Annotated in this window: 21 protein-coding genes and 2 pseudogenes; 8 read left to right on the top strand and 15 right to left on the bottom strand. The window is 38.4% G+C overall.

The window, feature by feature from the left end; translation table 11 throughout:
* Positions 1-239: 239 nt before the first annotated feature.
* Together ACFVSW_RS18595 and ACFVSW_RS18590 are read right to left on the bottom strand one after the other, a co-directional pair.
* Positions 240-788, bottom strand: a complete 549-nt coding sequence (locus ACFVSW_RS18595; protein WP_387318118.1) for a hypothetical protein — start codon at positions 786-788, stop codon at positions 240-242.
* Positions 789-1,167: 379 nt separating this feature from the next.
* Positions 1,168-2,208 (bottom strand): alpha/beta fold hydrolase, encoded by a 1,041-nt coding sequence (locus ACFVSW_RS18590; protein ID WP_387318218.1) that lies wholly within the window; start codon positions 2,206-2,208, stop codon positions 1,168-1,170.
* Between the two features lie 203 nt (positions 2,209-2,411).
* Here ACFVSW_RS18590 and ACFVSW_RS18585 point away from each other — a divergent pair, with 203 nt between their 5' ends.
* Positions 2,412-2,600, top strand: coding sequence for a hypothetical protein (locus tag ACFVSW_RS18585; protein WP_387318117.1), 189 nt, complete (start codon positions 2,412-2,414; stop codon positions 2,598-2,600).
* Between the two features lie 158 nt (positions 2,601-2,758).
* Here the strand turns inward: ACFVSW_RS18585 and ACFVSW_RS18580 are convergent, their stop codons facing one another.
* A complete protein-coding gene (locus ACFVSW_RS18580; protein WP_387318116.1) occupies positions 2,759-3,169 on the bottom strand; it encodes a GNAT family N-acetyltransferase in 411 nt (136 codons plus the stop codon).
* Between the two features lie 174 nt (positions 3,170-3,343).
* On the opposite strand from ACFVSW_RS18580, the gene ACFVSW_RS18575 reads away from it, so the two are divergent.
* Complete coding sequence (locus ACFVSW_RS18575; protein WP_387318115.1) at positions 3,344-5,026, top strand: GMC family oxidoreductase; 1,683 nt, start codon at positions 3,344-3,346, stop codon at positions 5,024-5,026.
* 1,190 nt (positions 5,027-6,216) lie between these two features.
* Positions 6,217-6,351 (top strand): annotated as a pseudogene (locus tag ACFVSW_RS18570) (2-keto-3-deoxygluconate permease); the annotation flags it as partial.
* A gap of 135 nt (positions 6,352-6,486) precedes the next feature.
* Here ACFVSW_RS18570 and ACFVSW_RS18565 read toward each other — a convergent pair.
* From ACFVSW_RS18565 to ACFVSW_RS18515, 11 genes and pseudogenes are all read right to left on the bottom strand, one after another.
* Positions 6,487-8,322 carry an amidohydrolase gene (locus ACFVSW_RS18565; protein WP_387318114.1) on the bottom strand — a complete coding sequence of 612 codons (1,836 nt, stop codon included), beginning with the start codon at positions 8,320-8,322 and terminating at the stop codon, positions 6,487-6,489.
* A 13-nt stretch (positions 8,323-8,335) separates the two neighbouring features.
* Entirely contained in the window at positions 8,336-8,929 is a 594-nt protein-coding gene (locus ACFVSW_RS18560) for an antibiotic biosynthesis monooxygenase (RefSeq protein ID WP_387318113.1), read from the bottom strand.
* Positions 8,926-9,570: a hydrolase gene (locus ACFVSW_RS18555; protein WP_387318112.1), complete on the bottom strand. Its 645-nt coding sequence runs from the start codon at positions 9,568-9,570 to the stop codon at positions 8,926-8,928. Before ACFVSW_RS18555 ends, ACFVSW_RS18560 begins: the two co-directional genes overlap by 4 nt.
* 510 nt (positions 9,571-10,080) lie before the next feature.
* Positions 10,081-11,730, bottom strand: coding sequence for a catalase (locus ACFVSW_RS18550; RefSeq protein ID WP_387318111.1), 1,650 nt, complete (start codon positions 11,728-11,730; stop codon positions 10,081-10,083).
* Positions 11,731-12,227: 497 nt separating this feature from the next.
* Positions 12,228-12,695, bottom strand: a complete 468-nt coding sequence (locus tag ACFVSW_RS18545; RefSeq protein ID WP_387318110.1) for a GNAT family N-acetyltransferase — start codon at positions 12,693-12,695, stop codon at positions 12,228-12,230.
* A gap of 210 nt (positions 12,696-12,905) precedes the next feature.
* Positions 12,906-13,280, bottom strand: a complete 375-nt coding sequence (locus tag ACFVSW_RS18540; RefSeq protein WP_387318109.1) for a DUF1761 domain-containing protein — start codon at positions 13,278-13,280, stop codon at positions 12,906-12,908.
* Between the two features lie 545 nt (positions 13,281-13,825).
* The gene (locus tag ACFVSW_RS18535) at positions 13,826-14,344 is read right to left on the bottom strand and encodes a general stress protein (protein WP_387318108.1); all 519 of its coding nucleotides are present in this window, start codon (positions 14,342-14,344) and stop codon (positions 13,826-13,828) included.
* A 361-nt stretch (positions 14,345-14,705) separates the two neighbouring features.
* Positions 14,706-15,704, bottom strand: a complete 999-nt coding sequence (cuyA, locus tag ACFVSW_RS18530; protein WP_387318107.1) for a D-cysteate sulfo-lyase — start codon at positions 15,702-15,704, stop codon at positions 14,706-14,708.
* Between the two features lie 88 nt (positions 15,705-15,792).
* A pseudogene (locus tag ACFVSW_RS18525) lies at positions 15,793-15,945 on the bottom strand (Rid family hydrolase); the annotation flags it as partial.
* 128 nt (positions 15,946-16,073) lie between these two features.
* A complete protein-coding gene (locus tag ACFVSW_RS18520; RefSeq protein WP_387318106.1) occupies positions 16,074-16,844 on the bottom strand; it encodes an SDR family NAD(P)-dependent oxidoreductase in 771 nt (256 codons plus the stop codon).
* 57 nt (positions 16,845-16,901) lie between these two features.
* Positions 16,902-17,687, bottom strand: a complete 786-nt coding sequence (locus tag ACFVSW_RS18515; RefSeq protein WP_387318105.1) for an SDR family oxidoreductase — start codon at positions 17,685-17,687, stop codon at positions 16,902-16,904.
* A 313-nt stretch (positions 17,688-18,000) separates the two neighbouring features.
* Here ACFVSW_RS18515 and ACFVSW_RS18510 point away from each other — a divergent pair, with 313 nt between their 5' ends.
* From ACFVSW_RS18510 to ACFVSW_RS18490, 5 genes are all read left to right on the top strand, one after another.
* Positions 18,001-18,609: a TetR/AcrR family transcriptional regulator gene (locus tag ACFVSW_RS18510; RefSeq protein ID WP_387318104.1), complete on the top strand. Its 609-nt coding sequence runs from the start codon at positions 18,001-18,003 to the stop codon at positions 18,607-18,609.
* Between the two features lie 385 nt (positions 18,610-18,994).
* Entirely contained in the window at positions 18,995-19,723 is a 729-nt protein-coding gene (locus ACFVSW_RS18505) for a helix-turn-helix transcriptional regulator (protein ID WP_387318103.1), read from the top strand.
* A gap of 67 nt (positions 19,724-19,790) precedes the next feature.
* Entirely contained in the window at positions 19,791-21,014 is a 1,224-nt protein-coding gene (locus tag ACFVSW_RS18500; RefSeq protein WP_387318102.1) for a MalY/PatB family protein, read from the top strand.
* Positions 21,015-21,174: 160 nt separating this feature from the next.
* The gene (locus ACFVSW_RS18495) at positions 21,175-21,555 is read left to right on the top strand and encodes a RidA family protein (protein ID WP_387318101.1); all 381 of its coding nucleotides are present in this window, start codon (positions 21,175-21,177) and stop codon (positions 21,553-21,555) included.
* Positions 21,556-21,781: 226 nt separating this feature from the next.
* Positions 21,782-23,209 carry an amino acid permease gene (locus ACFVSW_RS18490; protein ID WP_387318100.1) on the top strand — a complete coding sequence of 476 codons (1,428 nt, stop codon included), beginning with the start codon at positions 21,782-21,784 and terminating at the stop codon, positions 23,207-23,209.
* A 154-nt stretch (positions 23,210-23,363) separates the two neighbouring features.
* Here the strand turns inward: ACFVSW_RS18490 and lacZ are convergent, their stop codons facing one another.
* Entirely contained in the window at positions 23,364-26,519 is a 3,156-nt protein-coding gene (gene lacZ, locus ACFVSW_RS18485) for a beta-galactosidase, LacZ type (protein ID WP_387318099.1), read from the bottom strand.
* Positions 26,520-26,534 lie beyond the last annotated feature (15 nt).

Below are 26,534 nucleotides of genomic sequence, written 5' to 3'. Positions count from 1 at the left end.
CGCCGAGGAGGCTCACCGCCCGCCCCGCGAACCGCTCGCGCCTGGAACGGAAATCAACATTCTCTTTTAACACAGCCAATTTCAAAAAAATGTAATCAGAAAGTTATTACTATCCCATTTTACTGTCAACAAGGAAAAAAAATGATAAATTGTTCCTCGAATAAAAAGGACAATATCCTCACAGCGAAGAATATTGCCCTCATAGATATAAAGAAACTGACACCCCTAGATTTGTTTCATTAGTTATGTATAATCTCATTAGCCATATCAATGATTTCCTTTTGTTTTTGTTCCTCCGAGATTTCTTCATTCCAGTAGATAATTTTGTAGGAGACACCCTCCAATTGGAAGTACAATGAGTTTCCTTTGTATTCTCCGTGGACATCATCAGCCAAGTTTATTTCAGTCACATTTATTAATTTGTTTTTCACAATTGGATGGCTTGCTTCAATTTGGAACTGAAATTTGGCATTTTCCTCTTTAACATCAGCAATAAAGATAGCCCGTAGATGCTTTCCGTCGTGTTTCAAATCCTGAATGTTGAATCCATATTGATACACTTTAAAAGGGAATTTTTTAGGTAATTTCATTTCATAGGGAAGTGCTTTCCTGCCTACCTTCAAAGTGGAAGCATAATAGAGAATCGGTACCTTTTTTACATCCTCTTCCTTGAGATCTTCGTACTCTACTCTTTTCAACTTAGATGTATCAAGCACTCCAGTATGATTGGCTCCACATCCAGTTAATGCCACTAAAAGCAAAGCCATAATAGTTAAGTTCTTTATCATGACAACCCTCTCTTTACTATTTGATTGGAATCCACGTCTCTCTCTCCTATTTTACCAGCTCTTGGAATTTGTCAGGATTGAAGCATAAAAAAACTGCAAGTAATTTTGCAGCCATTAATTATTTTTTAGATATCCTAGAAAGATTAATAAAAACTCCCAACCCTGCAAAGAAAAAACCTAGACAAAATAAACTAGCTGGACTCCCCCATACTATTTCACTCATTTAATAACCCTCCATCATTTATTATATAGGCGTATTTTACCATATTTACTAATTATTTAGAACATTTTTTAATTCTTGCTGTGAGAGAATTTTTTAGAAATTGTTCAGCGAATATATAGGGAATTTATGAGGCGGGTCTGTCCCAACATCCGTTCCTTATTTTTTTAGCACAGCCCATGTTTTGTTTAACCAATCGGCAAACTGCTCTTTTTGCTCAAATTGTGGATAATGGGCGGATTGATCAAAAATAACAAAATCCTTTACCGGCGCTTCCACTTTATTGAAGTAATCTTTTGCAGCATTAACGGACGTCATATAATCGAACTTCCCCATGACAAAAAAACAAGGTATATCCAAACGATCCACTAGACTCGTAATATTTTGCATTCTTTCTTCGGGTAATAAGATATCTTGCGAGAGTGAGACTCCTCTTGCATAACGAATGACGTCAAGTAAGTTATACTCAGGGCTTAACAGAAATCCCCAAAAATAATCCATGTTATCATTAATCAGCCTTGCCGCTCCACCATATTTACGCACGAAACCTCTTGGTGTCAGTGATTCCCCAGTTTCAATTGTGGATTTTAGACTCTCCAGCTTTTCTACGTCATTCTTGTTTTTGGCTACTTCAGCCTGATGGATGGTAAAATTTAAACTGTCCAATTCACTTTGGATTGGATCGGAAACTTGCCCAATTCCAATGTAAGCGGAAAATTTTTCAGGGGCAATGCTTGCAGCCTTCATGCCAATATAGGTTCCAAATGAATGGCCAATTAAAAGGACCTTTTTTTGTCCCAACTTTTTCGTAAAATAGTCTGTCAATGCCAAAAGATCATTCACATGAACATCGGTTGATAGATTCGTATAATCCTCAAAGAAGTGATAGGATTTCCCGCTGCCTCGCTGATCATAGTGCACAATCGTGAAATTCTTTTCAAGTAAATCTTGATACTTCCTTACATAAGGTATTTCCGAACAACCCGGCCCGCCATGAACAAACAGAATAATGGGATTAGAACGGTCGTGCCCTCTAATCATCACTTCTAATTTGGCCCCATTTATTTCTATCTGCTCTAACGTACTAATGCTATTGCCCCCTTTTATAGGTGGTGTCCAAGTAGGAAAAACTAAGGCGATAACAAATAAACCAACAATGAAAATACTAGCCTGTATGAATCTTTTTTTCTTTTTATTCAACACATTGCTTCTTACGCTCATTTTCCATTGAAACCGAAAATCCAACCTAGTTCACCCTCAATTAAAAGTTCCTGGTAATCAATTCTATGAAAAATACTTTTATCCTGCCAATTCTAGGGAAATTTCACTATTAGGAAGGAAAATGCCTTTTTTGTGGAAAATATGATTATATTTTTAAAATGATATTCTTTAGGAGAAAAGGTATGCTGATCTTTCTTGAAGGACTGCCGGGTACAGGTAAATCGACCAATGATTACAGCGATAAGAAAGTATCACTTCTGCAATGTTTTTTACCATCGATTGCCACGGGATTTACCACTAGTTGCCAAGGGGATAACACCAAGAAGGTTGGGATTTACAACGTTAAGGATTTTGAAAGAAAAAACGCCTAATCCCTCCGTATTTTTAACGAGGAATTAGGCTTTTAATCCTCAACAATCGCGCCCGATCGTTGAACATTCAAACGGAAAAACATCGTTAGTTCTACAAGGGGCTTTGGCAGAAAACCGCAGTTTTTCTGCCAAAGCCCCTACAACAAATTAATTTAAATTTATCGATTTATATTCTTTGTCATACCAATGCTAAATTTCTTAAATCCAAAAGTTTCATAATATGTTTCTAAACCTTCTACACACATAAGTTGAGGAATTACCCGATTTTGCTCACAATGTTGAATAATTCGTTTCACTATTTCTTTTCCAATTCCCTCAGACTGATAGCTTGGTAGCACACACACTCCACATACAATTCCAGTTATTACACCATCCGAAATAACTCGTCCCATACCAACTAATTGTTGCTTATCAAAAGCATATATTGCATACCAACTTTGAATGCACATTTGTTCCAAATCTTTAACTGTTAAATTAAGTGAATTCCATCCTAAAGATTCATATATGTTTAGTAATTGCTCAAAGTTATCAGGAGGCTCAATCGTATAATGTATAGATTTTTTGTCCATATAATCACTTCCTAACTTTTGAATATTACATTTTAACATCTATTCATAAATTTATATTTTCACATACCTAGCTATCCATGAGTAACATGGACACTCACACAAAGGTGGATATTCTCATACCTATATAATAAGGGGATTAATCAGACTTAAAATGCTTTGGAGAGGAATGTTTAAATGTCCGCAAAAAATACCTTTGATTTTATTGTAGTCGGTGCTGGAACTGCTGGTGGGGTAATTGCAAAAAAATTATCGGATGACATAACAAACTCTGTAATTGTCCTGGAACCAGGAACAAATATGGTTAAAGAGCTAAGCAGTCCTTCTGGTGCTGTATCAGGGATTTTGGCTTCTGATAATAGGCATTCATTTAATATGTTTACAAATGTAGAGCCAAGTATTGGGAGTCAGCAGCTTAGAATATCAAGCGGCAGAACGATCGGGGGAAGCTCTGAGCATAATGCCATGTATGCTGTACGGGGAAGCAGTGAACTTTATAATGAGTGGGCACAAATAGTTGGATCTCAATGGAGTTATAACAATGTCTGTTCTTTATTCATAAAAAATGAAACCTATACAGGAAAGACGCAAGAACCCGAAGAACGCGGAAGAAACGGCCCCATTTTTGTTAGACAACAAACCATTCCCAAGGCTGGGCTTACCGTTACGTTAGCAAAAGCAGCATCAGATGTATTAAATATTCCCATTGTCGAGGATTACAATACTGGTATTAGGGATTGTACATTTTTTAAATCACAATTTTTAAATAAGGAAGTGAATGGACACTTCGTTCGTTCATCCACTGCCACAGGATATTTAAATAGAAAAATTGTGACACAAGGAAATGAGTTCCATCCAGATGAAGATGGAGTTGGTCGCAGAAATTTAGTTGTTTTGGCTAAAACAACCGTGAATAAAATTCTATTTGAAGATGATGGAAGAGTTCAAATTGCGGTTGGCGTTGAATTTGTCCGAAACGGTAAATCAAATAGAGTATACGCTAAGAAGGGGATTATTGTTAGTGCAGGCAATTTTTCCTCTGTTATATTACAGCGTTCTGGAATAGGGAACCCGGATGATCTGGCTAGAGCAGGTATTGAAACACTAATAAACAGCCCCAATGTGGGGCATAACTTTCAAGCCCATTTTACGACGGGAATGGGAGTAGAAGTTAAAACCAAGCGGATTTTAGATCTCATGTCTGCAGACCCAGACAATCCATTTCCACTGGGAGCTTTTAAAGGAGACGGCAGAAGTGGAGGCCGACGCCTTCAAATATATGGATCCCCAACACCAACGTTTCTCCCCACTCAAGATGTACTGGTTAATAATTGGGGTTTTGATCCTAAAAAGCAGAGCAATATTATGAGCATTGGCCTATTTGACCTAAACCCAAAAAGTAGGGGTACTATATTGGCCGCACACAGCGATCCTGAGGCCTATCCTTCCGTCGACCTAAATCCACTTGGAGATCCTGATGACCTCGATTTCATGGTTGATCAGTTTATTGAGACCTTCCACATTATGAAGAAGGCACGTGAACTCGACCCTGAAGGCATTTATAAAGTGGTATATCCACCTGAAGAAATCTTTGAGATAAGCAATAAGGAAGAACAGCGTAAACAATTAGAAAGTTACGTAAGGGCTTCTTATCGCAATATCTTCCACTTTGGAGGTCAATGCAAGATGGCCAGGAGTATTCGTGACGGCGTTGTAGATGGAAATCTAAATGTCTTTAGCACCAAGAACCTAAAAGTCGCCGATCTTTCCATATCCCCCATTTTACCAGATGGCAACACTTCCATGCCTTCCCAAATGATTGGTTTAAATGCCGTTAAATTTATTCAGGACCAAGAATGAGGAATTACGGGTGCTAAAGTTTAAAAAAGTATTAGCTGCGAATGCAGCTTTTTTTGTTCTCGAGTAAAAGTAATAGAGGTTTTGTTACATTGAAAGAAATTTAAAAGGTCCAAAATATTTTCTGCTCTTTACTTCAAGGAAAAAACGGCTGTTATGGGTAATATATGACTTTCCTAAGGGGAGTTTAAGGGACTGAGGCAAAGAGTTAGGCATAAGTTACCCACAAACAGTTAAACGCTTGAATCAGTCATTACAGAAAAGTTAAATCACTTATTTATAGGATTATTAATTTTGTGCCCACTGCCATTCAAAAATTTTATTTAAGTATCTTTGACATTGAATGCCTTGTTTTAAATCACCTGAAAAATAAGTTTCTTTTCCAAGCTGTCTGTATTTTTTACTGATGGTTTTTTTCACATGAAAACATAACAGAAAAAGTATTTCATTTAGAATAACATCGTAGTAAAATAGCATATTGCTGCAATAAAAATAAAGGTTAAGACAGCTCCTAACACTGTTTGATTATGAGTGCTTTTATCATTTTTAAGTTCTTCAAAAAAGTTGTGAAACTTAAAAACCATAATACTCCTAATATCGGTATTACAATTAAATTGAAATGTAACACCGCTTCCTCTCCCTTCCATATCTCTCTATATTCTATACCTTTGAACCTACGTTTAACTGACATATCGAATTACCTCCAAATATTAACATAAATTAATCTCTATTTTACCATTTTCTTATTCGGCTAACCTGACCAGTTGATTTAAGTGAATCAATTCACAAACAGTCTTGAATCATTATTCTTACTCTTATTGTTTCCTCCACAATCTGGCCCTTTACATAAAGAAAGAGCACAATTCTTGTTGCAGAATTGCACCCGTTACTTTAATAAGCGGAATTTTTCAATTCATTTTTAATCCGTTCCAAAACTTCCCTTGGCTTCACATCATAACCTGTTGCCCGCTCGCCACTCCAATTAACTCCCAAATATAGTCCATCTTTTTCGAGACCTGACGATACATTTACAGGGAAAGTCGTGGCAGCCCTGCGCAATGAAATTTGGTGGACATGCAGTGGTAAAGAAATAAGAGTTAATCCTGTATTTCATTTCGATTACTCAAACACACGAACATTTATAAAACATAATGAAGTAGAAAATCTAAGTAAATTTGAAAAGTGGAGTCGGTATGGATATGTATTTACTGCTCGTCACATTGGCAGCAATTGTGATCATCGTTTTAGGAGTCTCTTGGTGGAAATGGCATGCGTTTATTAGTTTAACCGTTGCGAGTTTATTCTTAGCCATTATCGCTGGCTTATCAAATTAACCCTAAAAACGGAATGGAAATAAAAAACTGACTCAAAAAAGTCGTATTTATCGACCTTTTGAGTCAGCCTCGTTTTTGATCCTGTTATTACCATTACTATTTGGGTCCGTCCTCGGCCCCAAACCCTTATTAGAAAGCAAAGCAAGTACAACCAATACCCCATTTAGTTCCATCTTTACCTATTACGGTATGAGTGTGTTGATGGAGAGGGTTACTGCAACGATGTGACTTGTGATCATGGGCATCGTGAGAAAGTATATTGAGGGCTAGGTTAGCTCCACCATAACCATATACTCCCGTCGGTGCCCAATCAGGTGATGCTGGCGGCAATTCAGGTGATAAATTTTTAAATTCATCATTTCCATAAACAATCTGTCCACCCATAATGGTGAGTAATGATTCAAGGTCTTTGATTTCTTCTTCTGGCACAGTAAAGTAGTCAGCAGACAATACAGCAATATCAGCAAACTGACCTACTGCAAGGGTTCCCTTTTTAACTTCATCACCAGAGAACCACGCACTTCCTTTGGAATATAGCTCCAGGGCTACTTTTCTGTCAAGTTTATTCTTTTCATCGTATATCGAAAGACCACCAATTGTTTTTCCAGCAACCATCCAGTAAAGAGCAACCCAAGGGTTATAGCTGGAAACCCTGGTTGCATCACTACCGGCGCCAACAGGTATCCCCAAGTCTAGCATACGATAAATTGGAGGAGTACGCTTTGCAGCTTCCTTTCCGTATAAATCAACAAAGTATTCACCTTGGAAAGCCATGCGGTCTTGGATGGCAATACCGCCATTTAAAGCCTTAACACGTTCCATACTTCGATCTGAGATTGTTTCTGCATGGTCAAACCACCACCGTAGACCATTAAAAGGAATTTCTCTGTTGACTTCCTCAAAAACATTTAAGAAACGTGTTATTGACTCTTCATAAGTTGCATGTAAACGGAATGGCCAACGGTTTTCCACCAATAGAGAAATTACTTTCTTTAAGTCAGCTTCCATCACAGTAGTTAGTTCGGGCCGCGGCATTTGAAATTTTTCAAAATCGGCTGCCGAGAATACTAACATTTCTCCGGCACCATTCATTTTATACTTATCATTTCCTTGACCCGGAGAAACAATTTTTGCCCATGAAGCAAAGTCTTCATATTCATGATTTGGATTTTGCGTAAATAGATTATACGCAATACGCAAAGTTAATTGATCCTTCTCGGCTAAATGTTCAACAACTTTGTAATCATCAGGATAATTTTGGAATCCACCACCTGCGTCAATGGCGCTTGTGATACCTAATCTATTTAATTCACGCATAAAATGGCGAGTTGAGTTAATCTGGTCGTCCAAACTAAGTTTCGGTGCTCTACCCAAACTTGAATAAAGAAGAGCAGCGTTAGGATAGGCAAGTAAAAGACCCGTTGGATTACCTCGTTTATCCCGCTCAATTAAACTGCCCGGTGGGTCTGGGGTATCTTTTGTGTATCCCAGTGCGCGTAGCCCTGCACGATTTACAAGTGCTCGATCGTAAAGATGTAGCACAAAGACAGGCGTGTCTTCAGAAACAGCATTAATCTCTTCCAAAGTTGGCATCCGTCTTTCTTTAAATTGAAATTCAGACCAACCTCCAACTACTCTTACCCACTGAGGAGCAGGTGTACGCCTTGCCTGCTCTCTAAGCATTTCCAGAGCAATAGCAAGTGATGGCACACCTTCCCAGCGCAATTCCATATTATAATGAAGACCGCCACGAATAACGTGTATATGAGAGTCATTCAAGCCCGGAATAGCTCTCTTTCTTTTAAGGTCTATTTTTTTAGTTTTTTCTGTGGCACTATCGAGAAGCTCATCTCCACCTACGCCAGTGACTAAACCATCAGTTATGGCAATAGCCGATACCTCAGGTTGAGATGGGTCAAGGGTAGTGATTTTTCCGTTATATAAGATCATATCCGGTAGATTCATGTTCACACCTCGTCTACTTCCTATTATTCTGTAACCAGGGATGAAATATTTTACCGAAAATCGGCATTACTACCCATGATAGCAAGGACACTATACATACAGAAACACAAAAAGCTGACATAATGTGATTCATATTTTTTATAATAGGTCCTAACACCATCGGAACCAAAATGCTAAGAGGCCATACACCAAGAACGGTAACAATAGACATTTTCCATGTTGGCGGTGGAACTGGCGTTTTCGGAGTAACAAACCAATACGCTAAACTGCTTTCACTTTTGTAAGTTGGATTAGTAGCTTGAAATCGTTCTGCCTTATTTAACAAATCTCGACGAATATCTGATTCTTGCCAAGCACGTAGATGCTCAATCGTATCAAAGCGAAAAACAACAGTATACTCTCTGGATCCGTTATTGGGAACTATTAGATTTACGCCCAAATGCCCGGTAAATTTAGTGGCGGCAGCTTCGATTTCATGTCTCCACGCTTCAAACTGTTTTTCTCTACCTTCTTGAATTTCCCATGTAACAATCGTTGTTACTGGACCGCCAGCATCCATCGTGTTCCCTGTATGAGTTACTCCATCAGTTACTCCTTCTTGTTTCATATTTTTCTGCTTGCAGGCGCTTTATGTACCATAGTATATGCGTATTCCACTCCTTGACCATAAGCGCCAGTGTGTTCTTTTACAATTTCCATAACAGCATCATAAGTGTCTTTGTGTGCCCAGTCACGTTGGTATTCAAGTAAAACTTGAATTGCTGTTATTGGAATTGCTCCAGCTTGTTCTACACGACGGATAGCAGCGTTATGTGCTGTCAAACTAGTACCACCTGAAGCATCTTCAACTGCATAAACTTCATAGCCAGCTTTAATTGCTTCAAGCACAGGGAATGCAAGGCAAACTTCAGTCCAAAGTGCTGCAAATATCAATTTCTTTCTACCTGTTGCTTTAACTGCCTCAACAAATTTTGAATCTTCCCAAGAGTTCATTGAACTACGTTCTATAAGGTCATGTTCTGGGAATATGTCAAGAATTTGTGGCCAAAAATAACCAGAAAAGCTGCGTGTTTCAACTGTAGTAAGAATAGTAGGTACGTTAAAAACTTTTGCTGATTTAGCAAGCAATATAACGTTATTAAACAAAGTTTGTCTGTCAATGCTTGCAACTCCAAAAGTCATTTGAGGCTGAAAATCGATCAAAATTACTGCACTGTTCTCTGGTGTTAACAATTCTAAATTACTCATAATAAAGCACCCCTTTTTTAATTTTGTTTCAAACTTAATAATTTTTTGGAACAAAATAAATATATTTTTGAAAGCAATTATTTATACATTGGAAATCCAATAAATTTGAACAACATTGGTGGAAAAGCATAAATGAATCCAGAGAAATTTCGGCACGTGGAAATTAAATGTTGTACTTTGTTGGAAAAATGGGTTTGTGGTCTACAAATGAAATTTTGGAGGTAATAATTAAAGGATAATTTTGCGAAAGAGTTTAAAAATTACGTATTCATCATTATCTGGTGTTAGGATTCTTCCACAATCTGGCCCTTTACATGAGTATCCCCATAGCTAAAGCTATGGGTTTTACACTGCTTTCTGATAAATACTGATTGTCATACATTAATATTTAACTGTTGAAGCTATTATTAACATGCCGCTTCGAAAAGAACGGGGAAATGAGCAAAAATAAAAGGCTGTAAGTTAGTCAATTTCATTGAATAACTTACAGTCCTTTACGTTTACTTCCAATTAATAAGGATCAGCTTCGTGGCTTTTCTTCACAGCATCTTTTGTTGCTTCATTCGCAGCTAATGAACCTTGACCATATTTCGATTTACCCGCTTCACGGCCTGGGACTTTGTTTTCCATTGCCATTTCTTGCATTTCTTTCATTTTCTTTTCAATACCTTCCTTCACACGGCGGCCATAGTCTTCATCGGCTTGTGTGAAGTGCTCAACCATGGCATCTTGAATTCGTTTGTCACATACCGCAAGTGCTTCGGATAAGTTTTTGATCAATTCGTCGCGCTCCCAATCTTCAAAGCTACGGTAGGTGTGGCCCGCTTGACCGTAGTTGTTAGGACGATCAATTGGTGCACTCATTGCTGCCGCATTATACATGGGCTGGTGCGGTGAATGATTTTCTTTACTTGCTTCCTCATAGCCGCCGAGCATCGATGGCTCATAGTTAATATGCGGATTATCTCCAGACTCTTTCGGATCACGGATATCCATTTGGCCGCGATGCTGGTTCGTACGAACAGGCACTTTCGGTGCGTTCACAGGCAATTTCAGGTAGTTCGCACCTATACGGTAGCGCTGTGTATCGGAGTATGAGAAGGTACGACCTTGCAGCATTTTATCGTCTGAGAAGTCCATTCCATCGACCAGAACCCCTGTACCAAAGGCGGCTTGTTCAATCTCCGCATGGAAATCCACTGGATTGCGATCAAGGACCATACGACCTGCCGACAACCATGAGAACTTATCCTCCGGCCAAAGTTTCGTATCATCGAGGGGATCAAAGTCAAGTTCTGGATGGTAATCATCCTCCATAATCTGAACAAAGAGCTCCCATTCCGGATAATCTCCGCGCTCAATCGCTTCATATAAATCTTGTGTCGCATGACCCACGTTCTTTGCTTGAATACCATTTGCTTCTTCTTGTGTTAAGTTACGGATCCCTTGCTTCGGCTCCCAGTGGTACTTCACTAGCACAGCCTCGCCTTTATCATTTACCCATTTATAGGTGTTTACACCAGAACCCTGCATGTGGCGGTATGTCGCGGGAATACCCCATGGAGAGAACAGGAATGTAATCATATGTGTTGCTTCTGGTGTACGGGAAACGAAGTCAAACATCCTCCCCGGATGTGACACGTTCGAAGCCGGATCTGCTTTAAACGCGTGAATCATGTCAGGGAACTTCATCGCATCACGGATAAAGAAAATTTTCAGATTGTTCCCAACCAGATCCCAGTTGCCATCTTCCGTATACATTTTTATCGCAAAGCCGCGTGGGTCTCGTGCTGTTTCCGGTGAATCTTTCGCTCCTGCCACTGTGGAGAAGCGAACCATTAGTGGTGTTCTCTTCCCAGCACCCGAAAATACTTTAGCGCGAGTATACTTTTCTACCGGGTCATCTCCAACTTTTCCGTACGTTTCAAAATAGCCAAATGCCCCAGTTCCTCGTGCATGTACCACACGCTCTGGTACCTCTTCCCGATCAAAATGGGTAATCTTTTCGACGAAATGGTAATTCTCAAGTGTGGCTGGACCACGATTGCCAATTGTACGGATGTTTTGGTTATCCCTCACAGGATGGCCCTGGCGTGTTGTCAGTGTCTCACGTTTCACTTCATCTCCATGTGAAGCATTCATATCTTTATTCTCTGCCAAAATGAAAACCTCCTCAGAATTCGGTACCCCTATATCTTACATATTATTGGTAGATTTATACATCCGAGGGAATCCTATATGATGACTCCATTTAAGAACAAACGCTGCTGGTTAGCAATCGTGTACTAAATTGTGAAATATTGTTCTTAAAGAAACGGGCAGGCTAATTTAAAAAATTGGAAAATATCAAATGAAATATAAATGTGAAAATGGAATTGTATATAAAGGTTTTAAGCGTTAAGCAAAATCAAATTTTTGGGAGAGTTAAATTGCAAAAATGTGAAAACTGTCACTCACAATTTAGCTGGAGTAAAATCTTTAAATCTTTTTGGTGGACATATAAACTAATTGAATGTGACTAGCTGGAACCATTCGGGGCTCGTTTTTTGTCATCGAAGGAGAATATTAAAGGAGTTTCACAGGGACGGTTCTCATGGTCTTTTTCTTCACTTTTCCTTGTCCAAAAAAGCCAGCAGAACCGTCCTCATGTCTCATGGTCATAACTTTTTTTCATAACAATCCACTGCATTTGAGTGATTGGATTGCGCTGTTTTAAAGTATTCAAATCCAAGAGAACTCCAGAACCTCTGGGCATGATGGTTCTCTTTCAGAATGCCGACCCGTAAAACGCTCAATCCATTATCAATCAATTCTTTTTCTAATTTATAATAGGCTTGCGTTCCAAATCCAAAGCCTTGGTAATCTGCATGAATTATCATTAATCCCAGCCATGGACACTGATCTTTTTCATTCAACAGCAAATAATCAACAATACCAATATACGTATCATCAAGCTTGATAAATAGGCTCTTTGTTTTATTATTTAATAACTCCACTTTTACTTCCTCAAGTGTTCTGCTTTCCTTTTCATTCCCCAACTGATTATAGCCTGGATTTGAATTGATGATTTCAAGAGCTATGTATAATGTTTCTTCTGTTATTTCTTCAAAATGGATTGAATCCAATTTCGATCACACCTTTCTTTCGCAAATTTATTGGGGAAAAGGTTGTAAACAAGGCCAACGGCGTTCTTATGTTTATCGTGGCTTTGTTCTTTTAATCATACACTAATTTCGGGGTTAGACCCCCACTCATAAATGAGGAATAAAACAAGGATCCCTCTATTTATGAGAGATCCTTGTTTTAACACGATCCAATCAATGAAATTTATACGATTAGACGAAAAGACCATGAAGTGCCCCTAGTAAGGTAAAAATAATTAAGTGGTCACCAATCGCAATCAAAAAATTCCGCTTATTTACGAGTCCAAATAATGTATTTTTCAAATAAACAATGGAAATAAGAATGCCAATGATACCTCCTACAGCAGCACCTTCTAACAAACCATTAGAGCTAGTCGCTTGCACGAGTATAGCAATAAAAATGGAACTAATAAATGCAACGATCACTGAGATCACATATTTTAATGCACCAGTGCTTTGCTTTTCCTTCCCTACTAATATTGAATAATAGATTGCACCATAAATCATATACAAGATTCCACCAGCTAGAATAGCAAGATAATTTAACGCACTTAAATCAATTGACATATATGTACCCCCGTTTTATTTTGGTTCAATGGCTAAAGCGATGGCACTGATTCTGCAAGTAAGATTGAGTGTCCCACTCACTTCCTCAATGTGCACAAGTTCGATCGGATTCCCCAAATATTTATACCCACTAATCGGTAACCAATAGCTATACAATTCTGAGTAACATTCAATCAACATACTTCTTTCACTATACTCTACAGGCTCATCAAGTATCTTCAATTTTATCAGATTCTCCTGATTTTCACAGCATCTGCCAATTTTTAAAAAATCTAGTTGTTCATCCATAATAATTTTTTCGATATAATAATCAATCGCCGGATGAAATAGTATGATTTACTTGTTCATATGTTTTTTCGAATTCGACTGCTACATCAATATCCAAAGCTGTTATTCCTTTTGAAGCGGAAGTAACGATAATTCATTTTTGATTAGGCGTTGAAGCTCTTTTGTTTTGCTGAGATGGAGCAATTCTTGCTGCACCTGTTCTGTTTACAACGTTTGCACACAATGCTCTCAGAACAATTCTAGAATATAATCGCACCCTATTTCAAATTCTCCAAATCCTTACTAATGGAAGACTTTTTTAGTCTTTTGTTTTTTCGTAAATATTCAATATCCATTCGATTATCGTAAGAAAGCTGAAAGCAGAAATAATTAATATACTCTAAAATCGCAAAAATATAAATAAATACGGAAATAAGTAGTCCGCTAATGGGCAATAAATTATTCCATTTTATATAATCCACTACAAATCCAAAGATTGGCACAATTAGCAGACCTTTGTTTAGTGTTTTGAAAAGCTTAAATTTACGTACGATTTTAAAGGGGGTTTTAACTTTATTTTCAGTTCGCAGCCTCTTCCATTTTACGTGCCAATAATACGCACCCTGAAATAAAAAAAGCTCAAGTAAAATAAATGAAAACCAAAACGAACACAATGAATATAAATGAAATTGTGGATTAGTGCTATTAAAATAGTAGCTTAGAAAAATAAAAAGAATTGCAGCGAATATTTCACCTGTATATAAATAAGAAAACCTTTTCTCTAATGATTTTTTCATTCATTGCACCTTTTTAATAGAATTTTTTTTAATATTTCTGCCCTTTTCTTCATTAAGAGCAACTTGTTTTCCTTTCATTATAGATTATTATTCAACAAATATTCCCAAATACCTTGTTAAGCTATCATTTTTCTTAATGGAATGGTAGCCATTCGTTTCCCATTTGAGCTAATGCAGAAAGAATTTTATGTCGCCAGAAAAATAGCGTGCAAGAGTTCAATTGATTGAAAACAGCCTCAGCCGCCCCAATCCTGCAATTTATAAAAGGGCCTTTCCCGTTGCTGAAAGCAGCAGCGGAAAAGGCCCTTTTATTGTTTCGAATGAAAAAGAAAACGGAGCACAAGAACCGTCCCCGTGCTAACTAAACTTCATTAAAGAGCGAAGTATTGGCGTATAACGATGAGGCTCCGCCAGAGTGCAAGAATAGGATGTTATCGTCCGGCTTAAAGGTGCCTTTTTGGATTAAATCAATGAGTCCCGCTGCTGCCTTACCTGTATATACTGGATCCAGCAAAATCCCTTCTGTTCTTGCCATGAGCTTGACAGCCTCTACCATTTCAGGCGTAGGTAAAGCGTAGCCTGGTCCGACATACTCATCAAAACAGGTTACAGCCTCACGTGGGATTGAATTTGGAATGCCAATGTGTGCAGATGTTTCTTTAACAAGCTGAAAAACTTTCTCTTCTTGTTCCGCTTTTCCTCTGCTTACGTTTATTCCAATTACCGGTATATTGCTTTGATTTCCATAAAAGCCTGTAACCAAGCCTGCATGCATTCCTCCGCTGCCGCTTACACATACGACCGCATTTATACTGACTCCTTGATCAAAAGACTGTGCCACAATCTCTTGAGCGCAAGCAGCATATCCCGTTGCGCCAATGACATTTGATCCCCCGACCGGAATGATATAAGGTTTATTTCCCTCATCCGTTACTTCTTTAGCTACTTTCTCCATTTCCTTCATCAAGTCCGTCCCATTAGGCACGATCTTGACTTTTTCAGCACCCAGTAAATGATACAGAAAATAGTTACCATTAAAATCTGGCTCAGAGTTTGTTAGACCTTCTTCTAATACAAGAATACACTTCATTCTTTCTTTAACGGCAGCGGCCAGTGTTAAGCGGCAATGATTTGATTGAATGCCTCCACATGTAATTAACGTATCCGCTCCTTTGTCTATTGCATCGGCAACAAGGAACTCTAGTTTTCTTGTTTTATTTCCACCAGCCGTCAGCCCAAGTAAATCATCTCGTTTAATATAAATGGAAGGACCCTCAAGAACTTCAGAAAAATGATGTAATTTCTCAATGGGAGTATATGTTGGTGTATATCGCTGTCTGGGGAATTGTGCTAAATTCATATTAATTCTCCTCCTGTATTCACTGTTTAAGAATGGCCTAATAAGAAAAGAGAATATCACTCTGACGTTCTCTTTTCAATAATTATGATTAAATCATAGCAACCGCTTCGATTTCAACCAAAGCATCTATAGGTAAACGAGCAACTTCAATTGCGCTTCTAGCTGGATAATTCTCGGGAAAAAATTCTCCATATACTTGATTTATCGCGGCAAAATGATTCATATCGCTTAAAAAAACCGTGGGGGTCTGACCACAGAGTTTGAGCGGTGACACCGAAATAAAAAAAGAAGGGGTTCCAAAAGGTCAGTTACCTGACTTTTTGGACAACCCCTTTCCAGAATTGGAGGTCTGACCCCGTATTCTCCATTTTAAACGGACGTAGCTCCTTGTCCACCATCGATTCTGTAATAAGAACCACTAATAAATGATGCTTTTTCAGAAGATAAAAATACCATTAAATCTGCAATTTCTTCTGCAGTTGCATATCGATTCAAAGGAACTGATGCTTCAAATGCTTTCCTAGCTTCTTCTGCCCTTTCACCCATAGCATTCTTCTCAATTCTTCTCATCATTTCTGTATTTACTCCTGATGGAGCAACCGCATTTACACGAACCCCAAATTCGGCCATTTCGAGTGATGCTGTTTTATTCAAACCAATGACAGCATGTTTGGATGCAACATACGCGCTCATTCCTGGGGCACCTAATAGACCGCCATTAGAAGCTGTATTCACAACTGCACCACTCTTTTGCTCTTTCATAATTTGAAGGACATATTTTAAACCGAAGAATACGCCCATTACATTCACTCCAAATACATTTTTGAAGTTTTCTTCTGTTTGCTCCGTTATATTTTTAAATTCACCATTAATGCCAGCATTGTTAATAAAAACATCAATGCGGCCATAGTGATCCTTCGTCTTTTGAACATACTCTTTCACTTCATTTTCACTTGAAACATTTGCAGTAAGTAACAAAATATCTTTTGCATCCACAGACTCAGCTGCTTTTTCTAGCGGCTCCCTCTTCAAGTCTACTAACGCTAATTTTGCACCTTCTTTTGCAAATGCATTTGCAGCAGCAATACCAATACCGCCAGCCGCACCAGTTATTAAAACTACTTTGTTTTCAAAAAGCATAATGATAACCCTCCTATTTTTTAGTATAAATCAGTAGGTGAACCATCTCCGTACTTCTTAATATTTATAAGATTGTCCACCATCGATTGGAATAACGGTTGCGTTGATGAAGTTGGCTTGATCAGATAGTAAGAATGCCACCAAATAACCTACCTCCTCGGGTTTACCAAAACGTTTCATTGGGTTTGGCTCAACAAATTGTTTCCCTACTTCTTCCCAGTTGTCTGGATCCATTTGTTTTAATGAACCTTCGACCATTGGTGTCATGATGGCACCTGGTGCAATGGCTTTAATACTAATACCGTATTGACCGTATTCAATTCCAGAGTTTCTTGTTAATCCGACCACACCATGTTTACTAGCTGAATAACCAGATTGGTTTCCTACCCCACGAATACCACCAACAGAAGCAGTATTAACAATGGAGCCAGAACCTTGTTCTCTCATGACTTTCAATACATGTTTCAAACCATAAAACACACCATTTAAGTTGACGCTAACTACTTTTTGGAACTCATCAATGCCAAAATCCTCTGTTAGATTTTGTTTTCCTTCAATCCCTGCATTGTTGAAGAATCCATCGATTTGCCCAAATTTCTCAACTGTTTCATTTACATAACTTTCAACTGCTTTTTCATCTGCTACATTCGCAGTGATAAGCAGCACTTCTGCGTTTGGTGCAACTTCTAACACTTTACTTTTTGTTTCTTCTAATGAAGCAGGGTTTAAATCTACGAGTGAAAGCTTTGCTCCTTCTTTTGCTACTTGTAAAGCTGAAGCTTGTCCTAAACCAGATCCTGCACCTGTAATTACTACCACTTTCCCATCAAAACGATTGCTCATTGGAAATTTCCTCCTTTATAGTTAAATTACTCTGATTTTTAATATCTCAAATTCGAGATATTAGGCAATAGAAATCCTCTTTCCTGCTTATTCCCTAGGTGGTACTAGTACATCTCACAACGCGTTCCTCCTTGTAATAAAATTTCCATATCACATTCAAGAGGAAAATAATAGACAAATCTATGATTTGTACTATTTTGTTCACAATTTAATTTTACTCTTCTGTTCACATTTAACAATCATTAAGATATCATTAAGTGTCTACTCGGTAGACACTTATGGTAAATCTGTCTATTTTGAGGAAGGTTTTTTCATGAATAACGAACAAAATGCGACATCTCAACGACAAAATCGGACAAAAGCACATTTACAGCAAGCATTGATTGAACTCATAAAAGAGAAGGGCTACCATGCCGTTACTGTAAAAGACATTGTCGATTATGCCGCTTATAATCGCAGTACCTTTTATATCCATTACTCAGATAAAATTGAATTAGCTGAAGATTTACTTGTGTCCATGCTTCAAGGGGTAGAAACTTCAGTAGGCAAACCACATATACCTGGTCACAAAGTTTATACAGCGACACTAAATGCACCATCTTTTAATATCGTTTCATATATCTATAAAAACCGAGATTTTTTTGAACTAATTAACTACGATGACACGTTGCCAGGATTACATACACGGTTCCCTCAAACGATCTTAAAAATCTATCAAGAACAATTTATTTTCGAAACAATTAACAATATCCCCGTCAATATGGATTATTTTAAACGTTATACTGCCTATGGCTTTTACGGACTCCTTCAGAATTGGATCCAAGATGGCTTCAAAGTAACCCAAGAGGAATTTATCCACGAAGTCATTGATCTAACGAAAACACATATGTATTCATTTAAGTATATTGGAGATCACCAATAAGTGCCTGGCACCTTATCACGAGTAAAAAATGATAAATAAAAAAGAAGGAACCCATCTTACAAAACAGAAATGTCGGTTCCTTCTTTTCCTCTTTCATTCGCTTTCAAGTTAGATTCTGGTGGAATGGTACTAATTCTTGCCCTTCTAATTTCTGGATAACTTCTTCGACATGCTGGATAAAAACGCATCTAAACCAAATCCCTTCCGAATTAACGATCTGACCCCATTTGCTCTTCCCTTTACCCTAGTTTTTTATAAATATTTTAAAAATTTAAAAAATATATTGAAAGCGATTTCACTTTATGTATAATGAAATTAGAAGTAATAATAATAAATTATTACAATGAGAAATTATTATCTATTACAAGGAGGGGTGTTTCAAAAAATGAGTAATCACATACCTTCGCAATTGCAACCTTATGTTCAACTTGTTGAGTTTTTAGGCAGTGTAATGGGGAACCAATGCGAAGTCGTTCTACATGATGTGAGAAATATTGAGAATTCTATTGTAGCAATTAAAAATAGCCACATTAGCAACAGAAAGGTAGGTGGGTCACTTACAGATTTAGCCTTAAAAATATTAAAGAATAAATCATATGTCGAAAAAGACTATTTAGTAAATTACTCTGGAAAAACCCATGAAGGAAAAATTGTACGATCGTCTACATTCTTCATTAAAGATGACAGTGGGAATGTTGTCGGTTTGCTTTGCTTTAACATGGATCTAAGCAAAATGGTTGAAACTAGGAATCTTTTGGATAGTTTGATCAATGGTGTATTTGATGTATCGTCAAATGGCTTAGATTTAAACGGAAGGGTTCCATGCGATATCGAAAATCCAATTGAAGATTTTCATACGTCTATCGAAGAGCTCACTACCTCCATTATTTTAAAAACTCTTTCGGAAACAAATATTCCTCCAGATCGAATGTCGGCTGATGAAAAAATTGATGTAGTTAAACAATTAAATGAAAAGGGCGTATTCTTGATAAAGGGTGCTGTATCAGAAGTGGCGTTGTATTTGAAAACATCAGAAGCTACAGTCTATCGGTATTTAAACAAACTCGATACTAAGCAGCAAAATGGGAGATTTTCAAATGAGCAGCCAGTTTGACCATGTCTTGAATGCAAAAAGGTGAAATAGGAATTGGAATGATAAAAATATGAAGGGCGGATTTCACATGAAATACAACTTTGATGAAGTAATCAATCGAAGAGGGACCTATTCATTAAAATGGGATGGCGGGGAATTAATTAAAGAAATCGGCATTACGGAAAGATATGATGAAGATTCAATACCATTATTTACAGCTGACATGGATTTACCTGTACCACAGCCATTGATTGACGCATTGCATAAAACGGTTGATCATAAGATATTTGGTTATTCCATATTTCCCGAAGAGTATTATGAAGCCATTCAACATTGGTTTAGCAGGAGACATAATTGGAACATCAAGAAGGAAGAAATCATTTATAGTCCAGGTACTGTCAATGCCTTAAATATTGCCGTAAGAGCATTCACAGAACCAGGCGATGGGATCATCATTCAACGTCCCGTTTACCCGCCATTTACAGCAGCCATAGAAAATAACCGAAGGCAAGTTATGAATAATGCACTTAAATGTGATGAAGAAGGTTATTATTCTATTGACTTCGAAGATTTTGAAGCGAAAGCAAAGGATAAAAAGACTAAAATGTTCATTCTATGCAATCCACATAATCCAACAGGAAGAGTCTTTAATAGGGAAGAACTTCAAAAATTAGCTGAAATTTGTGCAGAAAATGATGTACTTATCATTGCGGATGAAATTCACGGAGATTTAATTAGACGCAACCAAATATTTACTCCTATTACAAAATCTACGGACAAAGGCAATCATATTATCACTTGTACAGCAATCAATAAAACCTTTAATGTAGCAGGACTTCATTGTACGAACGTGATTATCCCAAATCCAGAGCTACGAAAAACATTCATCGACACAATGGGCTTTCAATTAGCATCGCCATTCACGATTTCCGCTCTTATTGCCGTATATAATGAGGGCGAAGATTGGTTAAACCAATTGAAAGAATACATCGACGGCACAATGGAATGGGTAGTCAATTTCTTAACTGAAAGAATGCCTCATGTAAAAGTTAGAATTCCTGAAGGGACTTACGTGATGTGGATGGACTTTAGTGCGTATGGCCTTTCACCTGAAGAAGTTCATGATCGAATTTATAACAAAGCGAATGTTCTACTAGAAGATGGAAGTATGTTTGGAGAAGAAGGAGTAAAGTATCAGAGAATTTGCATCCCTTCTCCTCGACCAATTATAAAGGAAGCTTTCGAAAGAATCGCAAGAGAATTTGAAGACATTCATGTCAATGCATCTAAAATAAAAGAGGCAGCGAAGTAAAAACAGCAAAAGTTGTAACACAGGTAACCTTTAAAAAATTGTGAGTGCCGAAAATAGCTGTTGAAAGGGTTATATACGGCACTTCACTCAGTTTTTATCTAGAAATTACTTTTTTTACGAAAAATAGTCTGAATTTTTAAATAATAAAAGGAGAATAAACATGAAAACCATTCATACAAATACAGCACCAGAAGCAATAGGTCCATATTCTCAAGCAGTAGAAGTAGGCGAATTCCTATTTACATCAGGTCAAATTCCCCTTAACCCTATAACTAACGAAGTGGTGAAAGGAGGGATTCATGAACAAACAGAACGAGTAATGGAGAATTTAGGGAATTTATTAAAAGAAAATCAAAAAGATTTTACCGATGTCGTAAAAACAACATGTTTCTTGAGAGACATGGCAGATTTTCCAGCATTCAACGAAATATATGGAAAATACTTCATCGATCATAAGCCGGCACGTTCGACGGTTGCAGTACGCGAATTACCTAAGAATGTATTAGTTGAAGTGGAAGTAATTGCTGTAAAAAGGAAATAATCGAATGAATTTTATCCATCCATTCGATTATTTGAAAAGGAGTACCTCCCAAATATCCAAATGAGTAAGTGGCCAAACAAACTCTACTAACTGGAGGAAGACTCTAATACCTATTATAGATTATGCTGGCTTTTTTTACATGGAAAGTTTAAACGATTTGGACAAGCTTTTTTAAGAAGCAATAAGGCAATCAATAGTATTTTAATAGATTAATAGGGGGAATACGATGGGTACTAAGAATTCTAGTAATAACGTTGAAACAGAGGGCTTGAGTCGCAGTTTAAAAAATCGCCATATCCAAATGATTGCAATCGGTGGGGCAATTGGTGTTGGTCTCTTTTATGGAGCTACTGGAGCTATCAGATCAGCTGGACCATCCATAATCTTTGCTTATCTAGCTGTTGGGGTAGTCATCTATTTAATCATGAGGGCTTTAGGTGAGATGGCAGTGGAAAATCCAGTATCCGGATCATATGTTACCTATGCCAGCCAGTATATTTCACCTTTCGCTGGATTTTACTTAGGATGGAATGCTTTATTAGGTATGGCTGCTGGTGGAGCAGCTGAATATGCCGCCATAGGACATTACATTCAGTTCTGGCTTCCGGATTTTCCAGTCTGGGTTTCTGCGCTCTTTGTTCTTTGCTTGGTCATTTTAATTAATGTCGTGACGGTAAAGGCATATGGTGAGATTGAGTTCTGGCTTTCACTTGTTAAAGTTGTTGCCATCATTGGTATGATTATTCTTGGTGGAGCGATGATTTTGTTTGGTATTGGCAATGGTGGAGATGCTGTTGGATTTAGTAACCTTACGAATAATGGCGGCCTCTTCCCGATGGGTATTAATGGCTGGATATTGTCGCTAGTATTAGTAGCTTTCGCATTTGGCGGCGTAGAATTGGTTGGTATAGCTGCTGCAGAAACAGGAGATGTGAAAAAAACAATCCCACAGGCCATCAATGGGGTGTTTTGGAGAATTCTAATCTTTTATGTTGGGGCAATCACGATTATGGTCTCGCTTTTTGATTGGGAGACGATTGGTGCGAATGGTAGTCCATTTGTAACCGTTTTTGCAAAAATGGGTATCCCTGGAGCTGCGTCTATTATTAACTTAGTTATCATATCAGCAGCGATTTCCGCTTTAAATAGTGGTATTTATTCTGTAACTCGTGTTCTTTATAGTTTATCCTTACAAGGTAAGGCACCTCGTTTTTTAAGTAAACTAAATAAAAGTAAAGTACCTTTTATTAGTCTCTTAATTGTAATTGCTTCTCAGTTGCTTGGTGTTTTAATGAATTACATTATGCCTGCAAGTGCTTTCAGCGTCTTTTCTACGATCGTAGTTGTTGGACTAGTTTCTAACTGGCTTGCCATACTCTTTAGCCAGTTAAAATTCAGAAAAATCATGATAGCAAATGGTGAAGTTGATAAACTCTCTTACAAAATGCCATTTTGGCCGTACTCAAGTTATTTTGCTATCGCCTTTATGATTTCCATCATCATTATTATGGCGTTTCTGCCATTTACTAGAGTGGCTCTCTATGTTGCTCCGGTCTGGACAATCATCCTGTTTATTTCATACAAAATCAGTCATACAAGAATAAAAGATGAAACAATTTTTCCGGAAGCCGGGGTCAGACCCCCACTCAGCTAGTGGCAGAAAAGGTGTAATAAATAGCTAGAAATATGTAGAATAATTGGGACAAGGAGCCAGTCTCCTCGTCCCCACCAATTTCCCTGGGTTCGGTCGCTTATAGCCCTTATAAGCGACCAAACTTTATTAACAGATCAAAAATAGCAACAATCCTTTAGAAAAGAGCCTTCTGCAATTCTTTTTTCTCTAGAATACTAGTAAACTTTTTACTTAAAGCAATAGGAGAATGGGCATTTTCATCATATGGCAGTATCGAAAACGAAAGGTCAAAGTTTTTGTTTTCCAAGCGATACTGTTCCTGCACTTCTTGACCACAGCTGGCTGAGCCCAACCCATACTGCTGTTGATCAACATGTAAGATGATATACGGCTGTTTAAATAGGTCAAATGTATGTTTGGCTGCTTCCAACTGTTCAACCGTGTAATAACTTGCCGTGAAATCAAAAAGGGAACCACTGATGAACAACCCTTTTCCACTCTCCTGTGTCAAACTTGCCCATTTTGTTTGATGGCGATTCCCGTTTTCCTGCGGGACCACATACGGCGTATGTAAGTCATCAACGGTTGATGACCAAACGCTCATCCTCGCCGCTTGCCTGCTATCACTATAGGCTTCATTTGGTCCTAAACCATACCACTGCACGTAATCGCAGGTACCTTCGACCACCATTTCAACACCAATCCGAGGCAGGTACTCTGGGCCCTCACCAGATTTCACTCCCTTGATCTCTACTGCGATTCTTCCATTTGCATAGATGGTGTAAAGATAGGTCACATGGAATCCCCACGCAAGAACAGGCGGTGCTACTTTGGCTTCACACTGAATAACAACCGACTTTCGGTCTTCACTGATGGTGACGTCCGTTCCGATGATTCGATGTTGAATGGCATCTACACCAAATTCCCTCCACCGTTTTGTAACGGAGCTTGCGTTAAACTCTTCCGACCCCAATAAATCATTATCGATTGGTGCTCTCCAGAAATGTAACCTTGGACCTTTCGACATCACTAGCTGACCATCAAAACAAACTTCTTCTATTCGCCCTTTTTGTTTATTAAAGGTCAATTCAAAGTGAGGTCCAGTTATTTTCGTTGTGGACGTTTTCTCATTAACCGTTAATTGACCTGAATGTTTTTCCTCAATCAGAACAAAACGAGAGATCGGGAGTTCATACTGTGACCACGCAACCGTATGACCTGAATCAGCCCATCGTGTCCTTTCTTTCATCTTCCAAACGAGATTTAACCAATAATCTGTATTTTCCTTCACCACAGCCGGCAGATGAATTGGTAAGGTAACCACCTTGGACGTGTTTGCAGGAATGTCTGGAACATCGACGATTCCACCTTCAAGGATTTGTCCGTCCGCTTCAATAAACCACTCGCACTGTAACCCAGATAAATCGGAAAAATCAAATCGATTTTGGATCAGTATGGTGTTGTCTTTCTCATTAAAATCCGATGTGACGACGGGTTCAATCACCTTTTTAAATTCAGCTAATGCCGGGGATGGCTCACGATCCGGCCGAACCAACCCATCGATCACAAAGTTTCCATCATGGGGTGCCTCTCCAAAATCACCGCCGTATGCAAAATATTCCTGACCCTCTTCTGTATATTGGCGTAAACCATGATCAACCCATTCCCATACAAAACCGCCCTGTAGCCGGTCATAGGCATAAAACGTCTCCCAATATTCTTTGAAACCGCCCGGGCCATTTCCCATTGCATGTGCATACTCGCATAAAATATGAGGCTTTTCCAAGTATGTCAATCCGCCAATAACCTTTAATTTTTCAATTGGCGTATACATGGACGTATGAACATCTGTTGCTACAGGATCCTTTGTTGGGACAAAGTTATCCTCCAACAATATTTCCCTCGTCTCCCCTTCATAGTGGACCAGTCTTGAAGGGTCTCTTCTTTTTGCCCATTCATACATCGCAACATGATTTTGTCCAAAACCGGACTCATTCCCTAATGACCACATAATGACGGAAGGATGGTTTTTATCTCGTTCGACCATTCTTTCGATTCGATCTAAATAGGCATTTTTCCATGCCGGATCATTACTTAATACATGCGGCTGCCCAATCCTAGTCATGCCATGACACTCAAGATCAGCTTCATCAATCACATAAAAGCCAAATTGATCACAAAGATCATAGAACCTCGGGTCGTTTGGATAATGCGCTGTTCGGATCGCATTAATGTTATGTTGTTTCATTAAAACTAAATCCTCAATCATGGCTCGTAAAGGGACAGCCCTGCCGTAATCAGGATGTGCATCATGTCGATTCACACCTTTAAACATAAAGGCTACACCATTCACGAGTAATTGACCGCCTTTAATCTCAACGGTTCTAAATCCGCATCTTTGTGGAATCACCTCTACCACTTCCCCTGCAGGATTTAGTAAAGTAACCACCACATCATATATGTAGGGGGTTTCAGCATTCCACGGTTTCACCTGATCCAAATGGATGGAACCTGTCACTGTTCCGCTCGCTATACCTTGTTTGTCTAAAGCGACAACAGTGCCCTCCTGTTGGATTTCCACTTCCACTTTATGACCTTGATACCCTTCTGATAATGCAATCTCAAAATCAAGACGTCCATCTTGATAATGATGTTCTAACGTACCATTCAAAAACAGATCACGGACATAAACATCTGGTTTCGAGACAATATAGACATCCCTAAATATTCCGCTTAACCACCACATATCTTGATCTTCAATATAAGAGGATTCGGCCCATTGATAGACGCGTACCGAGATCCGATTTTCGCCTTCTCTTACAAAACTAGTAATATCAAACTCTGAGGAATTTCGGCTACCTTGACTATACCCGACGAAATATCCATTCACCCAAACATGGAAAGCACTATCAACACCCTCAAACATGAGATGCAACTTCCCTTGTAAGGCTTCCTTTGTGACATAGAAGGTTCGGCTGTAGGATCCCGTTAGATTCTCAGATGGAATATACGGCGGCTCTACTGGAAACGGATACTGAACGTTTGTATAATGCGGTTTCCCGTATCCGTTTAATTGCCAATGAGATGGCACGCTGATATCATCCCAATGATCAGTGGAGTAATCCTCCTGGTAAAAATCACTCGGCGATTCCAGCGGTGAGTTCGCGTAATGAAATTTCCAACTACCATTGAGTAATAAGAAACCCATTGAGTCTCCTCGCTCATACGTAAGGGCTTCTTGTTTACTTTTATAGCTAAAAAAGGTTGACCTGGCTTGCAGTCGATTCTTTTGCAACACGTTCAAATTTTCCCAATCATTTTGTAAATTCATCTTCATTCTCCTCTC

This window comes from Neobacillus sp. NPDC058068 (genome assembly GCF_042885335.1).
Taxonomy (GTDB): domain Bacteria; phylum Bacillota; class Bacilli; order Bacillales; family Cytobacillaceae; genus Neobacillus.
This window is presented reverse-complemented; position numbering and strand designations above follow the sequence as displayed.

Bases quoted from the DNA above. Each gene is read 5' to 3' on its own strand.
- ACFVSW_RS18595 (WP_387318118.1), bottom strand. From the start codon at position 788: ATGATAAAGAACTTAACTATTATGGCTTTGCTTTTAGTGGCATTAACT.
- ACFVSW_RS18585 (WP_387318117.1), top strand. From the start codon at position 2,412: ATGCTGATCTTTCTTGAAGGACTGCCGGGTACAGGTAAATCGACCAAT.
- ACFVSW_RS18580 (WP_387318116.1), bottom strand. From the start codon at position 3,169: ATGGACAAAAAATCTATACATTATACGATTGAGCCTCCTGATAACTTT.
- ACFVSW_RS18575 (WP_387318115.1), top strand. From the start codon at position 3,344: ATGTCCGCAAAAAATACCTTTGATTTTATTGTAGTCGGTGCTGGAACT.
- ACFVSW_RS18565 (WP_387318114.1), bottom strand. From the start codon at position 8,322: ATGAATCTACCGGATATGATCTTATATAACGGAAAAATCACTACCCTT.
- ACFVSW_RS18560 (WP_387318113.1), bottom strand. From the start codon at position 8,929: ATGAAACAAGAAGGAGTAACTGATGGAGTAACTCATACAGGGAACACG.
- ACFVSW_RS18555 (WP_387318112.1), bottom strand. From the start codon at position 9,570: ATGAGTAATTTAGAATTGTTAACACCAGAGAACAGTGCAGTAATTTTG.
- ACFVSW_RS18540 (WP_387318109.1), bottom strand. From the start codon at position 13,280: ATGTCAATTGATTTAAGTGCGTTAAATTATCTTGCTATTCTAGCTGGT.
- ACFVSW_RS18535 (WP_387318108.1), bottom strand. From the start codon at position 14,344: ATGAAAAAATCATTAGAGAAAAGGTTTTCTTATTTATATACAGGTGAA.
- cuyA (WP_387318107.1), bottom strand. From the start codon at position 15,704: ATGAATTTAGCACAATTCCCCAGACAGCGATATACACCAACATATACT.
- ACFVSW_RS18520 (WP_387318106.1), bottom strand. From the start codon at position 16,844: ATGCTTTTTGAAAACAAAGTAGTTTTAATAACTGGTGCGGCTGGCGGT.
- ACFVSW_RS18515 (WP_387318105.1), bottom strand. From the start codon at position 17,687: ATGAGCAATCGTTTTGATGGGAAAGTGGTAGTAATTACAGGTGCAGGA.
- ACFVSW_RS18510 (WP_387318104.1), top strand. From the start codon at position 18,001: ATGAATAACGAACAAAATGCGACATCTCAACGACAAAATCGGACAAAA.
- ACFVSW_RS18505 (WP_387318103.1), top strand. From the start codon at position 18,995: ATGAGTAATCACATACCTTCGCAATTGCAACCTTATGTTCAACTTGTT.
- ACFVSW_RS18500 (WP_387318102.1), top strand. From the start codon at position 19,791: ATGAAATACAACTTTGATGAAGTAATCAATCGAAGAGGGACCTATTCA.
- ACFVSW_RS18495 (WP_387318101.1), top strand. From the start codon at position 21,175: ATGAAAACCATTCATACAAATACAGCACCAGAAGCAATAGGTCCATAT.
- ACFVSW_RS18490 (WP_387318100.1), top strand. From the start codon at position 21,782: ATGGGTACTAAGAATTCTAGTAATAACGTTGAAACAGAGGGCTTGAGT.
- lacZ (WP_387318099.1), bottom strand. From the start codon at position 26,519: ATGAATTTACAAAATGATTGGGAAAATTTGAACGTGTTGCAAAAGAAT.